12 protein-coding genes and 1 riboswitch are annotated in these 12,246 nt (G+C 36.6%); of the genes, 3 read left to right on the top strand and 9 right to left on the bottom strand.

The genetic code is table 11. From position 1 onward, the window contains the following. Nucleotides 1–258: 258 nt before the first annotated feature. The 6 genes from queF to PY093_RS06205 all read right to left on the bottom strand — a co-directional run bounded on the left by queF (nucleotide 259) and on the right by PY093_RS06205 (nucleotide 7,284). Nucleotides 259–756 (bottom strand): preQ(1) synthase, encoded by a 498-nt coding sequence (gene queF, locus PY093_RS06230; RefSeq protein ID WP_275645023.1) that lies wholly within the window; start codon nucleotides 754–756, stop codon nucleotides 259–261. Between the two features lie 50 nt (nucleotides 757–806). Then, the gene (queC, locus tag PY093_RS06225; RefSeq protein WP_275645022.1) at nucleotides 807–1,469 is read right to left on the bottom strand and encodes a 7-cyano-7-deazaguanine synthase QueC; all 663 of its coding nucleotides are present in this window, start codon (nucleotides 1,467–1,469) and stop codon (nucleotides 807–809) included. Nucleotides 1,470–1,547: 78 nt separating this feature from the next. After that, nucleotides 1,548–1,592: riboswitch (PreQ1 riboswitch) on the bottom strand. A gap of 145 nt (nucleotides 1,593–1,737) precedes the next feature. Then, nucleotides 1,738–2,679, bottom strand: coding sequence for an EamA family transporter RarD (gene rarD / locus PY093_RS06220; RefSeq protein WP_275645021.1), 942 nt, complete (start codon nucleotides 2,677–2,679; stop codon nucleotides 1,738–1,740). Nucleotides 2,680–2,983: 304 nt separating this feature from the next. After that, nucleotides 2,984–5,341, bottom strand: coding sequence for an FdhF/YdeP family oxidoreductase (locus tag PY093_RS06215; RefSeq protein WP_275645020.1), 2,358 nt, complete (start codon nucleotides 5,339–5,341; stop codon nucleotides 2,984–2,986). A 238-nt stretch (nucleotides 5,342–5,579) separates the two neighbouring features. Beyond that, nucleotides 5,580–5,939, bottom strand: a complete 360-nt coding sequence (locus PY093_RS06210; RefSeq protein ID WP_275645019.1) for a Na-translocating system protein MpsC family protein — start codon at nucleotides 5,937–5,939, stop codon at nucleotides 5,580–5,582. Nucleotides 5,940–6,012: 73 nt separating this feature from the next. After that, nucleotides 6,013–7,284: an L-lactate MFS transporter gene (locus tag PY093_RS06205; protein WP_275645018.1), complete on the bottom strand. Its 1,272-nt coding sequence runs from the start codon at nucleotides 7,282–7,284 to the stop codon at nucleotides 6,013–6,015. A 645-nt stretch (nucleotides 7,285–7,929) separates the two neighbouring features. Here PY093_RS06205 and fdhD point away from each other — a divergent pair. Together fdhD and moaA are read left to right on the top strand one after the other, a co-directional pair. After that, nucleotides 7,930–8,724 carry a formate dehydrogenase accessory sulfurtransferase FdhD gene (gene fdhD, locus PY093_RS06200; protein ID WP_275645017.1) on the top strand — a complete coding sequence of 265 codons (795 nt, stop codon included), beginning with the start codon at nucleotides 7,930–7,932 and terminating at the stop codon, nucleotides 8,722–8,724. A gap of 19 nt (nucleotides 8,725–8,743) precedes the next feature. Then, the gene (gene moaA, locus PY093_RS06195; protein ID WP_275645016.1) at nucleotides 8,744–9,763 is read left to right on the top strand and encodes a GTP 3',8-cyclase MoaA; all 1,020 of its coding nucleotides are present in this window, start codon (nucleotides 8,744–8,746) and stop codon (nucleotides 9,761–9,763) included. 38 nt (nucleotides 9,764–9,801) lie between these two features. On the opposite strand, the gene PY093_RS06190 is transcribed toward moaA, so the two are convergent. Both PY093_RS06190 and PY093_RS06185 read right to left on the bottom strand, forming a co-directional pair. Next, entirely contained in the window at nucleotides 9,802–9,936 is a 135-nt protein-coding gene (locus PY093_RS06190) for a hypothetical protein (protein WP_275645015.1), read from the bottom strand. A 2-nt stretch (nucleotides 9,937–9,938) separates the two neighbouring features. Continuing rightward, nucleotides 9,939–10,079 (bottom strand): DUF6254 family protein, encoded by a 141-nt coding sequence (locus PY093_RS06185; RefSeq protein WP_275645014.1) that lies wholly within the window; start codon nucleotides 10,077–10,079, stop codon nucleotides 9,939–9,941. Between the two features lie 258 nt (nucleotides 10,080–10,337). Between PY093_RS06185 and PY093_RS06180 the strand changes: the two genes are divergently transcribed. Continuing rightward, nucleotides 10,338–10,802, top strand: coding sequence for a CPBP family intramembrane glutamic endopeptidase (locus PY093_RS06180; RefSeq protein WP_275645013.1), 465 nt, complete (start codon nucleotides 10,338–10,340; stop codon nucleotides 10,800–10,802). A 59-nt stretch (nucleotides 10,803–10,861) separates the two neighbouring features. On the opposite strand, the gene PY093_RS06175 is transcribed toward PY093_RS06180, so the two are convergent. Beyond that, a complete protein-coding gene (locus PY093_RS06175; protein WP_345774220.1) occupies nucleotides 10,862–11,923 on the bottom strand; it encodes a YkvI family membrane protein in 1,062 nt (353 codons plus the stop codon). Between the last annotated feature and the right edge of the window lie 323 nt (nucleotides 11,924–12,246).

The raw sequence follows: 12,246 nt of genomic DNA, 5'->3' as shown, positions 1-12,246 counted from the left end.
TACGCCTATCTGCGACAAGCATAAGACGAGCCCTGACTGAAGGCGTTTTTTGCCTTCGAGAAGGGATTGGCTTATGACCTCAAGTCCGGTGGCGACCGGAGCTAGACACTAACTAGGTACAAACTTTTATACTTTCTTATCTTTGAACAAAAGCGCAAGGCGCGCCCGGAGCTAGTCCCCAAAATTAGGTGCAAATTTTATACTACTTATATTTTTAAAAAAGAGGAAGGCATATTAAGGCTGCGTTCCTCTTTTTCATTAGCGATTATCTATATTTTCTGGATATAAGTCATGATTCATCATGCGATACTCAGCCATTTTTTCGTACTTCGTCCCTGGCTTGCCATAGTTTGTATAAGGGTCAATTGAAATTCCACCTCTTGGTGTAAACTTACCCCAAACTTCGATATAGCGAGGGTCCATTAACTCAATTAAATCATTCATAATGATATTCATGCAATCCTCATGGAAATCACCATGGTTACGGAAACTAAATAAATATAGCTTTAAAGACTTACTTTCTACCATTTTCACTTCTGGAATATAGCTAATGTAGATTGTTGCAAAATCTGGTTGTCCAGTTTTTGGACACAAGCTAGTGAATTCCGGGCAATTAAATTTGACAAAGTAATCTCGGTTTTGGTGCTTATTTTCAAATGACTCTAGAATCTCCGGAGAATATTCAAAAAGGTACTTTGTTCCTTGATTTCCTAATAATGTTACATCTGTTAATTCTTCGTCTTTTCTTCCTGACATCCTATATTCCTCACTTTCATATTATCACATTTTTTTCTTAGTTGAATTAATCATAAATTGTTGAGTTCACCTAAATACTCATCCAGACCTTTCTTACGAAGCAAACAGGCAGGACATGTTCCACATCCATCGGCAATAATGCCATTGTAGCAAGTCAGCGTCTTATTTCGGATATATTCTAGTGCATCCAGTTTATCGGCAAGCTTCCAAGTTTCCGCTTTGGTCAGCCACATTAAAGGGGTGTGTATCACAAACTGAAAGTCCATAGATAGGTTCAGAGTGACATTTAGTGATTTTATAAAAACGTCCCTACAGTCTGGATAACCGCTAAAGTCTGTTTCACAAACACCTGTAATTAAATGCCTTGCTCCCACTTGTTTTGCTAAAATGGCAGCAAAAGATAAAAACAGTAGATTGCGTCCATCAACAAACGTAGTGGGGAGCTCACCGTCTTCCTGACTAATCTCAATCTCTGTTCGAGTAAGAGCATTTGGTGCTAGTTGGTTTAAAAGAGTCATATCAAGAACTGTATGCTTTACTCCCAATTCATTTGCAATATTTTGCGCAACCTCAATTTCATGCTTATGTCTTTGATTATAATTAAACGTAACAGCTTCTACTTCTTTAAATTGCTGCTTCGCCCATAACAAACAAGTGGTACTATCTTGGCCACCACTAAAAACAACAACAGCTTTGTCATTATGAGTACTCATATTGTACACTTCTCCTTTAGTGAAGAGGTGCTCATTTCCTCTATAAACGTAAAAAAAACAATACCCCAAGGATATCGTTCGTCCTTAGTTTTTTATAGAGGGTTTGTCTAGAACCTCTCCCGAATACACCTAGAGGAAATCATTTCCTCTTCAGTACTTGGAATTCTTTTTTTCCATCCTACTATAACATGATTTACAAAAGGACTCCATAAAAAAATTCTTCCTACTAAAGATTTTTCGACAAGTACCTGGTACTTGTCGAAATGATTTATACACTAAATGATTTGCTCTTACGAACCTTTTGCTCTGCATAAATTAGTAATTTTGTTTTCGATAGTGAATAGATTAGTAGAGCTACCCAGATAAAGAAAAATGTCACCAAATGCACTTTTGTAAATGTTTCACGGTATAAGAATACTCCAATAAATAAGCTAATCGAAGGTGCAATATATTGGAGGATTCCTATCATCGCTAGAGGGATGCGCTTCGCACCATTCGCAAACCATAGCAACGGTATTGCAGTAACAACTCCCGCACCCATAAAGAGGAGCTTAGTAGTTAGATTGGATTGAAGAAAAGTATCCACCCCATCCAGGTTTAGGAAAAATAAATATCCAAATGCAATTGGAACGACCAGCATTGTCTCAAATGTTAATCCTATTAGGGAGTCTAGCTTCGTCAACTTCTTTGTTAACCCATACAAGCCAAAACTAAATGCTAATGATATTGCGACCCATGGAATTTGACCATATTGTAGAGCTAATATTAGTACACCAATACCCGCAAGAACAAAGGATATAATCTGCCAAAACCCTAATTTTTCTTTAAGAACAAGCATTGCTAATAAAACACTTACAAGTGGATTAATATAATAACCTAGACTGGCTTCTATTATGTGATTCGCATTTACTGCCCAAATATAAATAAACCAATTAGCACTAATGAGAATTGCCGAAGCAGTCACTCCAAATAAAGTAGCCTTATTATTGAAGATATTTTTACACTCAGTTAAAAATAGCCTACCTTTTTTTACTGAGATTAAGATGAGAATAACGAAAATAAATGACCATAAGATTCGATGTGCTAATATTTCTACGGAGGATACACCATCTAACAGCTTCCAATACATAGGTAAAATACCCCATAATACATATGCACTAGCGGTATACGCAACCCCAATTCGCTGTTGATTCCAATATTCGTTCTGCATTCGGTTCCATACCCCGTTTCTTAAAAAATCCTGAATAGATACATTATAGTTTCTTCTTATATACTAAACAACGAAAATGTACCTTTTTCCCAAATTGCTTTTCAATGGTTATATAAATATTTATTTTCAAAACTCCACATATGCTAGCCCTTTCTTTATTACTAGTAGCCTTAACAAATTAAAAAGAAAAACGGACTATCCTAATCCGTTTTTCTTCTATTATATATAATACAATTCTATTTTAGATCTCTATTGGAATGAATTAAGAAGTAGGACATATCTTCTTTGTTAAGAAAACAGTTTCTTATGATGGTATTTCTTCTAGTTCTTCAATCGGTTTCTCTAGGTATTCCGTATCTTTACGAGCATTAAATCGGTCCGCCTTTTCAAGAGTTACCGAGATATTATAGTCAGGGATACCGGCGTATTTCTCGTAACGACCTCTTGGTAGGAGGAAGTTTCCTTCTGGAAAGTGAACTTCAACATTCCCACGTGCAATCTCAACAAACTTAGCTCTTCCCTGGAATACACCAAACCCGTTGTATAAGACAATACCTTCCCCTTGGGCAATACTTAATTCACGTGCATCTTCCGCATTGATTAATACATCATAGCGTCCAGCGTTATTAAATGGATCTACCTCTTTATACACCATAGAGTTGAATTGTTTTCCGCGGCGAGAGGTTACGATGAATTGACCTTCTTTTTTACCTAGGTCTGGAATATCTACTACTATTAAATTACCTTTGCCATCTGGAGTTGGACAAATTCCGTCTTCACATAACCAAGCTCCACCCCATTGGAACACATCCCCTGCTTTTTTCAGGTGTTGAACTCCATCGTAGCTTGGATTTGCTTTTGCAATTTCATTACGAATTTCTTGTGTCTCTTTAAAATCTACTAAATGAGCTGTTTCAGGTTTAACGCGCTTTGCAAGGTCAACATAGATTTTCCATTCTGCACGAGCTTCTTCAATTTTATTTTTATTCCCTTCAATTTCAGGACTAAAATATACCATACGTTCTGTTGAAGTAGACGTACCTCCACCCTCTTGTTCGTAACGCGTTTTTGCAGGTAGAACAATAACTGCTTCTTTTGCATCAACAAGAGTAGAAGTATTTAGGATAATATCCTGGTGAACACGAATTTCAAGTTCAGACAATGCTTTTTCTATGAAATGAGGGTCTGGCATTGTTTCTAAAAAGTTACCACCCGACATATAATAAAGCTTAATCTTTCGCTCATTATCTTCCGGTAACAAGATATTTTCAAGTGTTACCCCTACGATATCTCCTTGCCACTTAGGAAGTTCAAATCCCCATAATTTTTCAATGCGCTCAATATTTTCGCCGTAGAAGTCTCCACCTGGTAGTACAAATGGATCAGCACCCATCTCGCCACTACCTTGAACAGAAGAATGTCCACGAAACGGCATCAGACCTGCGTGTTTGCGACCTAAATGTCCACGAAGAAGTGCTAGATTAGCAACTTGGGAGATATTATCGGTTGCAAAAGAGTGCATCGTTAATCCAAGAGCCCATGCGTATACAGCATTTTTACTGTTTGCAAGCAATTCAGCTAATTCGATAATACGTTCTTTTGTAACACCGGAAGATTCAACAATTTTATCCCAAGATTGTGCTTGAACTTCCGTCTTTAACTCCTCATAACCATTTACATGTTCATTAACAAATTCATGATTTATAGCCGAACCGTGACCTCTTTTTTCCATCTCAAACCAGTGCTTCATAATTCCGTGCATAAAGGCGATATCGCCACCGATATTTACTTGATAAAAATCATCTGCAATTTTTGTTCCGAATAATGCAGATTCTGGGTTTGAAGGAATCCAGTATTTATCCATTGCTGGTTCCTTGTAGGGATTAACAACGATTATCTTGGTGCCCTTTTTCTTCGCTTCAAGCATATATTTTGTGGATACAGGAGAACTATTTGAAGCAACACTTCCCCAAAATAACAAGACATCCGTTCCTATCCAATCTAAATAGTTTGCTGTCGATGCTCCCACCCCAATAGAACGCTTTAGAGCTGTTTTTGAAGGAGAGTGACAAATACGACTAGCATTATCAATGTTATTGGCACCTAAGAAACGAGATACTTTTCCTGCTACATAATAAGATTCGTTTGTAATTCCACGGCTAGTCAAATAAAAGGCATATTGTTTAGGATCCAACTTTTTCATCTTCTCGGCAATTAAGTCCATCGCATCATCCCAGGTAATTCGAGAAAATTTTCTTTCTCCCGTGCGGCGTATCATTGGATAAGGAATACGACCTAACTTACGTAGTTCAGAACTATCGTATTTTTTTAATTCGTCAATGTCTGCATGCAAAATTTCGGATTTAATAGCAGGCATCGTATTTAAACGAAGAACATTCAATCTTGTTGTACAAACATGTGGACCTGTCAATGTTTGATCGTACAAGCCTGATACACCTAATGCACAACCATCACAAACACCTTTTGTAATGATATTTGTTGCATACCCTAAATTATCTTTGTTTTCCCAAAGTACATTAAAACCATCCCTTATGTGTTTTGGTTTCACCTTACCTAATCCAAATGGAATAGGACTTACCCAATGTTTTGGGTCTGGTAATAAAGCCTTTTTCTGTGGTCCTGGATGTATTGATTTTCCCAAAATATTCACTCCTTATTAGAAAAGCTAGGGATGCCTGATTGGGATATCCCTCACAAGGTTCCTGAGCTCGACATAAAACTATTTCTTTTTATACCTTATTTACTTAGCAGAAATAAGCAACATAACTACTTTCCGCTATGTCTTATAAAAAATAAAAAACCACCGTAACCCATGTCCATTATGGATGGGTCAATCGGTGGTTAGTCTTAAGCAGGATCGCTACCAAGTGCCAAACCTTCTATTTACAAAATTTTTGTTGAATGTCTTCATCAAACACGAAAATAGACATTCCAAAATCACGATCAATATCAATGTCTACGAACAGTTCAACGAACTTGCACTGTAGAAATTCCTCCATTTCGAGTGGAGGGTTTTTCTGATACATATCTTTCACCATTTCCGTTCTCGCTGATCGTAGTGCTTGTTTGCCTTCACTGGCACTAGCGATGAACTTTTCTACTGGCGAAAGATTTCCTTCCATTTCGCATATCGCCCAATTTTTACAAAATGTCGTTGTAATTTTACTTGGGCCTTTTCCCATATGCTTTTTTCTGAAAGAGCGAACAATATTGCTAAACTCAGCTTCATACTTATTCATAACTTCCTCCTACCTCTAAGAGGCTTAAAACTGCTTAGTATTGTACCACAAAAAGATAGGCTATGAAAAGCAATTAACCTGCCATTGTTTTATTTGAATTGATTGTAGCATTTTGACTACGTAATTTACTAATGTCACGACGAATTAATAGAGATAGAAGTAAGGCAACTATGAACATACCTGAGAAAAACGTTAAACTAGTTGCATAGCTTCCAGTTGTATCCTTCATCCATGCTGCAAACATCGGTCCAGCCAAACCAGCTGCTGCCCATGCTGTTAGGATATATCCATGAATAGCACCTAACTGTTTTGTTCCAAACATATCACCAATATAGGCTGGAATAGCTGCAAAACCACCACCATAACATGTATAAATAACTGCCAGCATCACTTGGAATAGGAATGCTTCAGTAGTTTGTGGTAAAAGTGCAAAAAGTGCAATTTGTAAAACAAAGAATGTAGTATACGTATTAGGTCTACCAAAGTAATCTGATATGGTAGCCCAACCAAGTCTTCCTAAACCATTGAAAAGCCCTAACACTCCAACAAGTGCAGCTGCTTCAACAGTTGACAATCCAATGCTTTCTTCAGCTAATGGTTTTGCTGCAGAAAGAATCGCAATTCCACATGTTACATTAATGAATAACATGAACCATAAGTAATAAAACCTAGATGTTTTAATTGCTTCATTAGCAGTTAATTGTGAAAGATCTTCTTTAAGTTTAGTTTTTCCGGCACTTACTTTTTCTTTAAAGCCTTCTGGTAGCCAACCTGCAGCTGGTTTTTCTAAGTATAATGATGATAAAGTCATAATAATGAAATATGAAATCCCTAATATATAAAATGTGTTTGCAGTGCCAACCGAGTTAAGTAACACTTCCATGACTGGGCTTGCAATTGCAGCTGCAAAACCAAATCCCATAATCGCGAGTCCAGTTGCTAGTCCACGTCGATCTGGGAACCATTTTACCAATGTTGAAACAGGAGCAATATAACCTACTCCAAGTCCAATTCCACCTAAAACACCATATGTTATGTAAAGTAGTGGCAGTGAACCAATGTTGACAGCAAATCCAGCTCCAATAATCCCAGCTCCAAAGAAAATCGATGCTAGTAAACCAGCTTTTTTCGGGCCATACTTTTCGACAAAGTGACCTAAAAATGCAGCTGATAATCCTAAAAATAAAATCGCTAAACTGAATGTAAATTGTACTTGTTTCGCTGTCCAACCGAATTCTTCAATTAATGGATTGGTAAAATTACTCCACGCATATACTGAACCGATTGAAATATGAATACCAACAGCAGATGCTGCGATAAGCCAACGATTTTTTGTCTTTTTCATAATTTCCTCCTAATACTTAAAGGGCGCTTACACCGTAAGGACTTGCACCGGATGTGCTTTCGTCGATATTCACTACTGGACATGGCGGCTTTTAGTAGACTGTCATTGAAAAGTGATATAGGAACTACAGAGCTCCAACCGATGCAATGACTTGGGTCGTAGCGACATCTGGTATAATACGCCTTACTTGTACATCAGTGTGAAGTCACTAGGCGCTAGCCCATTTCTTCGAATATTCAAAGTTTTGAAGTGGGTCTTACTGCCCGTTAATGCGGGACAAAAACAATAAAACCGTCAATCTCACAAAAAATGCAAATGAATGCATTTCAAGAAAAATTGACGGTTAGTATCAAGCAGGTTACGCTACTATCGGACCAACAGTTAATCGTTTATCAAATTATGTATGCGTTTTAATACGACGACAGGATCGCTATCTCGCACCAAAATGTTACAAATTTATGAACTTTATAAAATGATAGTATCACCATATTTCGTGAATCGCAACAATTTTTTTGATTTATTACTAATTGTACGTTAGTTATTGTTTTTATCGTCTCAAGGATACGTAGGTAAATCTTTATACTTGTCTAAAAAAAAAGAATGTGTTTATATTTTAATAATCTAATATATAGTCAGGTGAATATAATGAAGAATGAAAAGATGAGCGCAAAACGGGTTATTCATAGGTATGTTAACGGAGTTCTTTCAACCGTTCAAGATGAAATAGTAACTGAATTTCCATTGACGATTTTTGTAAATGACGAGGAATTTGCTACAATGGTTTGTACACCTATTCATTTTGAAGAAATGGTAATCGGCTTTTTAGCTTCTGAAGGGGTCATTCGTTTCCGAGATGATATTAAAACACTCACAATTGATGAGTCACGTGGATATGCATATATATCCCTCCACTCCAAGATGACGACGAGTCAGCAGCTACATTCGAAACGGTTTATTGGTTCTTGCTGTGGAAAAAGCAGGCAATTTTATTTTCATAATGATGCACGAACTGCCAAAACCTCAACCGCTACGACTACAATCACACCAAGTCAATGTAGTAATCTGATGAAGCAAATGCAGGATGAAAGTATTGTTTTTCAGGAAACAGGAGGCGTTCATAATGCCGCCCTATGCACTCCAGTTGAGCTTATTGTGAGTCGCACTGATATTGGTAGACATAATGCGCTTGATAAACTATACGGACATAGTCTGATAAACAGAATTCCCGTTAGAGATAAAGTAATTGTGTTTAGTGGTAGAATATCATCAGAGGTTTTATTAAAAGCAGCAAAGATCGGCGTTGGTATCGTTCTATCTAAATCTGCTCCAACAGACCTTGCACTAAAGCTTGCTGAAGATTTAAATATCACGGCAGTTGGCTTTATACGCGGTGATTCATTTAATGTATACTCTCACCCTGAGAGAATTGTTCAAAAATAAAAAGAAGGAGGGATTATTCTTGAAAAATGATCATAACATTTTGGACAAATGGCAACGCCCCCTTCGTGATTTAAGAATATCTGTAACAGATAAATGTAATTTTCGTTGTACCTACTGCATGCCTGCTGAAATTTTTGGACCAGACTATCCTTTTTTACAAAGAGTGGAATTACTCTCTTTCGAGGAATTAGAGCGTTTAACAAAGATTTTTGTGAATTCTTTAGGCGTCAAAAAAATCCGCATAACTGGCGGAGAACCGTTAATGCGAAAAAATTTACCTGAACTTATCGAGAAAATTAATCGCATCGATGGTGTTGAAGATATTGCCATGACGACAAACGGCTCCCTTCTTCCTAAGTATGCTAATGATTTAAAGGAAGCAGGTTTAAGACGGGTCTCAGTAAGCCTTGACTCTTTGAGCGACGAAGTATTTGGTAAAATTAATGGAAAAGGGGTCACCGTTCAAACCGTTTTAGACGGAATTGATGCCGCAGCTAAAGCTGGTTTGAAAGTTAAAATTAATATGGTTGTTAAACGAGGCATGAATGATAAAGACGTTGTTCCAATGGCTAAATACTTCCGTGAACAAGGCCATATATTACGTTTTATTGAATACATGGATGTTGGTAATAGTAACAAGTGGAAGCTAGATGATGTGTATCCTAAGAAACAAATTCTTGAAGATATTCATGCTGTAATGCCTCTTGAACCCATCGCACCTAATTATACAGGTGAAACTGCGAACCGTTTTCAATATATTGGTTCGAATCAGGAAATCGGAGTCATTTCATCTGTGTCTGATGCATTCTGTTCTACCTGTAACCGTGCCCGCCTTTCTGCAGATGGAAAACTATATACTTGTTTATTTGCTTCAAAGGGGCATGATTTACGTGAACCAGTCCGTTCAAGCTTAAATGATCAAGAACTAGGCTCAGTAATTGAAAATATTTGGATAGGTAGAAAAGATCGATACTCCGAAGAACGTAGTAGCAACTCAACAAATCAGAATAAAGTCGAAATGTCACGTATAGGTGGCTAAAAAGGATAAGTGGATTCTCTATCCTTTTTAGCATCTACTTACTTATTTTTCTTACGTAAATTGTTATGCTTACCCTCTGCTAAATCATTCCCAAAGTCCTTATCTGTACCAATTGCATCAGAAGCCTTTTTCATTTTTTTTTGCTGATTTTTATGACTATCACGTAATACCATGCTTATTCTCCCCTTTTTTCTGTTGTAATCTGAGGTGTAACTTCATCTGCAAGTTCTTCAAATGATTTTACTTTACCATGCGGATCTTGTGACTGTTTTCGAATATTCCATTGTCTTTCTTTTTCATGCTTTGACTTTGTCATATTTTTTCTCCTTTTAAATGTCGTCATGTTTAGAATAACTAAATTACTTTCATTTATGCTTCCCATATAAAAATTTGCTACACTAAAAGAAATAATCTTAGTCGAAAGGAAACAGTAGTGATGCCGCATATAAATAACACTACCTTACTCACAGTCATCCTTGCGCACATTCTTCTTTTTTTAAGCTTTTCTGGTTTTCTTTCTTTTTGGCCTATGTTCACCATTTCTTTATCCATATTAAGTGTCATAAGTCTATGTATGAAAACGGTAAATTTTAAAAACAAACTAATTTCTCCTGTCGGTCTGGGGATTATTTCAGGAGTTGCGCTTTATTTAATCTTTGCACTTGGAAAACAACTTCTTATCATGCTCGGTCTTCCAGTATTAGATGATTTACAAAGCTTATACGAAGCTGTTTCTCCTACAAAAAGGTGGCACTATATCGCTTTAATCCTGATTATCATCCCAGGGGAAGAACTGTTTTGGAGGGGTTATATTCAATCAACATTCGCTAAAAAATCGAACGTTCTAGGCATACTAATAGCTGCTTTACTTTACGCCTCAGCCCATATTTACTCAGAAAGTATGATGCTAATTTTAGCTGCAATAGTCGCAGGAATCTTTTGGGGGATTTTATATGCTTGGCGAAAAAACATCATACTAGTGATTGTTTCTCATTTAGTATTTAACTTATTATTGCTCGTTGTTTTTCCGCTTATATAAGAAAGCGCAACCAGTTAAAATTTGTGCTTTCTAAGCTTTGTAAAAAACCAGCATAGAGGTCATCTGCCTTTATGCTGGTTTCTAATTAATCCATCAGGTATCAATAAAAGAATTAAGATTGCTAAACTCATATAACCAAAAATTGGATAGAGTAATGAAATTAATGAACTATATCCAAATAAGCTGATTAAAAATGATACCCCTAATATTCCGGTGACTAACACTAATTTGGGTACCTTAATTGTCGTTTCTAATTGTCGCTGCAAGCCGAAGACATCTCCGATTACCGAAGTGAAAATCTCCCCATAGATTACAATGACATATAACCAATGAAAGGAATACAAAAGTGATCTCATTACTTCAGCCATTGGAATTTCATACAGCTCAACATTTGGTAAAGATGAAAGAGAAATGTGACTTGTGATTAATATTAAGCAGAGTACTGCTCCACCAATGATTCCGCCCCATTTTACAACAGCTTCATCATTCACTTCTTTAGCAAGTGGAACGAGCACAGCCAGCGACATCGCTAAGTTAAAAGCTGAATAGATAAAAGGTGAAATCAACCATTGCCACCCCTCATTACTAGAAAACGTTCCTAAAACTGGGTAATCTGCATCTAGTAATACTTTGCTTGCTAATATAAGACTGAATAAGACCATAATCGGAACAACAAATAAGTTAACTCCAAATAATCCTTTTACACCAAATACCATTACCCCAATGGTTAAAAATATTGTTATGATAATTCCGACCATATTTGGTAACCCGAGCTGTTCGTGGAATACTGCACCAGCACCTGATAACATAACAGATGTAACACCTAGCAATACTAATAACATTAATGTATTAACAATTGTTCCAATTTTTTTACCAAATAAATATTCAATGAATTCTTTGTAAGAGTTCGCCCCTATTCGTTGCGATATAATCATCATCTTTGCGCCAATCCACATAAATAAAAAACCGCTAATTATAATTCCAAATAGTCCATACAAACCATGCTGTGTAAAGAACTCAACAATTTCTCTACCCGTTGCAAAACCAGCTCCTACCACAGTTCCAACATACACTGCACCTACCTGAAAAGCCGAACCCCATTTCCCCTTCAAATGTCTCACCTCACTTACCTGTCTTTTAACAAGTATATGAAGTGATATCTGAATAAAGACGAGCTATTCCAATTTGAATACATTGTTACTAGTAAAATTCCTCCGTTTCAAGCTGAAGTAATTCCTCTTCTGAAGGAAAACGTGTATCAAAAAGGAAGATTAGGACTAGCGATATACTTTAACTCTATGAAACCGATAGCATCACGTTCGAAAAATGGTTCCAATATTTTCTTTATACAAATTACTTGAAAGTCAAAAAAGGTCAAAGTATAATAAAAAGCAAAGGAAAACTATAAGTTCTCTAACGTATGAAACTGATTTTCCTTGTGATC

The organism is Cytobacillus sp. S13-E01 (assembly GCF_029193815.1).
Lineage (GTDB): Bacteria > Bacillota > Bacilli > Bacillales > Bacillaceae_L > Bacillus_BV.
Note: the sequence above shows the minus strand (reverse complement) of the source record. Positions and strands in the feature narration are given on the sequence as shown.

Coding starts and splice junctions, on each gene's coding strand:
- queF (WP_275645023.1), bottom strand. CDS start 756: ATGTCAGGAAGAAAAGACGAAGAATTAACAGATGTAACATTATTAGGA.
- queC (WP_275645022.1), bottom strand. CDS start 1,469: ATGAGTACTCATAATGACAAAGCTGTTGTTGTTTTTAGTGGTGGCCAA.
- rarD (WP_275645021.1), bottom strand. CDS start 2,679: ATGCAGAACGAATATTGGAATCAACAGCGAATTGGGGTTGCGTATACC.
- PY093_RS06210 (WP_275645019.1), bottom strand. CDS start 5,939: ATGAATAAGTATGAAGCTGAGTTTAGCAATATTGTTCGCTCTTTCAGA.
- PY093_RS06205 (WP_275645018.1), bottom strand. CDS start 7,284: ATGAAAAAGACAAAAAATCGTTGGCTTATCGCAGCATCTGCTGTTGGT.
- fdhD (WP_275645017.1), top strand. CDS start 7,930: ATGAAGAATGAAAAGATGAGCGCAAAACGGGTTATTCATAGGTATGTT.
- PY093_RS06190 (WP_275645015.1), bottom strand. CDS start 9,936: ATGGTATTACGTGATAGTCATAAAAATCAGCAAAAAAAAATGAAAAAG.
- PY093_RS06185 (WP_275645014.1), bottom strand. CDS start 10,079: ATGACAAAGTCAAAGCATGAAAAAGAAAGACAATGGAATATTCGAAAA.
- PY093_RS06180 (WP_275645013.1), top strand. CDS start 10,338: ATGAAAACGGTAAATTTTAAAAACAAACTAATTTCTCCTGTCGGTCTG.